The sequence below is a fragment of the Bradyrhizobium altum genome (genome assembly GCF_020889705.1).
Taxonomy (GTDB): Bacteria; Pseudomonadota; Alphaproteobacteria; order Rhizobiales; family Xanthobacteraceae; genus Bradyrhizobium; species Bradyrhizobium altum.
In genome coordinates this window covers 1-1,829 of the sequence record NZ_JACMYP010000519.1, presented here as the reverse complement: position 1 = coordinate 1,829, position 1,829 = coordinate 1, and the positions used below count along the sequence as shown (strand labels likewise).

Annotated in this window: 2 protein-coding genes; both read right to left on the bottom strand. The window is 65.7% G+C overall.

Annotated features, from left to right (window positions below):
• Nucleotides 1-972: tRNA 2-thiouridine(34) synthase MnmA (gene mnmA / locus H8B02_RS47045; protein ID WP_229172482.1), on the bottom strand; the 972-nt coding region annotated here is incomplete at its 3' end.
• A gap of 400 nt (nt 973-1,372) precedes the next feature.
• The coding region (locus tag H8B02_RS47040) for a hypothetical protein (RefSeq protein WP_229172481.1) at nt 1,373-1,829 on the bottom strand (457 nt) is incomplete at its 5' end.

Genomic DNA, 1,829 nt, shown 5'->3' with positions numbered 1-1,829 from the left:
CGCGCGCGTCGAACGCACGCGGACATAGATCTCGATACCCTCGCCGATCACGCGGTCCAGCGCGCCGTCGCCGATCCAGTTGACGTCGCGCAGCGCGATGCGATCCATCCGCAGCGCCTCGCGCGGCCCGACCACGACCCGGCGCGTCGCCGCGTCGAGCTTGACCACATAGAGCGGATGGCCCGAGGCGATGCCGAGGCCCTTGCGCTGGCCGACGGTGAAATGAACGATGCCCTGGTGCTGGCCGATGACGTTGCCGGCGAGATCGACGATGTCGCCGGGCGCGATCGCATTCGGCTTCAGCCGTCCGATGATGTCGGTGTAGCGGCCGGTCGGCACGAAGCAGATGTCCTGGCTGTCCTGCTTGTCGGCGACCTCGAGATCGAAGCGCCGCGCCAGTTCGCGGGTCTGCGGCTTGGTCATGTCGCCGAGCGGGAAGCGCAGGAAGTCGAGCTGCTCGCGCGTGGTCGCGAACAGGAAATAGCTCTGGTCGCGATCGGCATCCGCCGCGCAAGTCAGCGAGCGCGATCCGTCGGCAAGCCGACGCGAGGCGACATAATGTCCGGTAGCGAGCGCCTGCGCGCCGAGCTCGCGCGCGGTCGCGAGCAGATCGCGGAACTTGACCGAACGGTTGCACTCGATGCACGGCACCGGCGTCTCGCCGAGCGCGTAGCTGTCGGCGAAATTGTCGATCACGGATTGCTTGAAGCGGCTTTCGTAATCGAGCACGTAATGCGGGATGCCGATCCGCTCCGCGACATTGCGCGCGTCGTGAATGTCGCGGCCGGCGCAGCAGGCACCCTTGCGATGGGTCGCCGCACCATGGTCGTAGAGCTGCAGCGTGATCCCGACCACGTCATAGCCCTGCGACTTCAACAGCGCAGCCGTCACCGACGAGTCGACGCCGCCGGACATGGCAACGACGATCCGTGTGTCTTCAGGGCGGCCTTCAAGATCCAGACTGTTGAGCATCTCTAAGCGGTCATTGGTCACTGTCGCGGCGAGCTTATGCGCTCCGCGACGAAATTGGAAAAAGCCTTTGTCCAGAAAGCCTTAGAACGCGTCCAAGGCCGGTTCGGTCGGTTCGGGACGCGTCGGAGGCCACCTTTAATATAGGCCGTATTCCGGCGAGGCAATCCGGCGGAATCCGTGTCTTGCCGTGCGCGGACGGCAAATCTTGCCGCCGGGCAAAAAGGAGGCCTGTCCGGAACCCGTTCCAGGCCGCGTGCACGACTCTTAACCAATTGAAATAACTGATCATTTGTCACGCTCCATGATTGGCCCGCTCCTTGCTGACAATACGCCGGAAGTCTCATTTGCGAGGGTTGGCAGTGGTCAGCGTGACGTCGGAAGCATTGGCAAGCCGGTCTTTTCAGGGCGCGGCGCCGCGGTCGCCGCGGCCCGATCCCGCCCCGCAGGCGGGGAACGACGGCTTTGCCGCGCTGGTCGACAGCAATTCTGCGTCCACGAGCGACAACACCAGGTACGACGCCCAACCGGCGCCCGCGCGCCGGTCCGACGATTCGACCTCGACGACCGATGCACGCTCCCGCGACAACAGCACGGCCCCCGACCGGACGTCGCGGGATTCCGGCAGTTCGCGCGATGACAAAAGGGTCGATAGCGACAGCGACGCGCCACCCAAGACCAAGTCGAAATCGAAATCGGACGACTCGAAGTCGAGCACCGATGCGCAATCCACCGGCGACAAGGCCACGACGCAAGCCGTGCCGCAGCCGGATCCAGCCAATGCGGCAGCGGCCAGCGCCGTGGTTGCCGTCCCCGTCGCCGCCGCAGCGGCGACCGACCCGGCAGCGGCGACCGCGCCA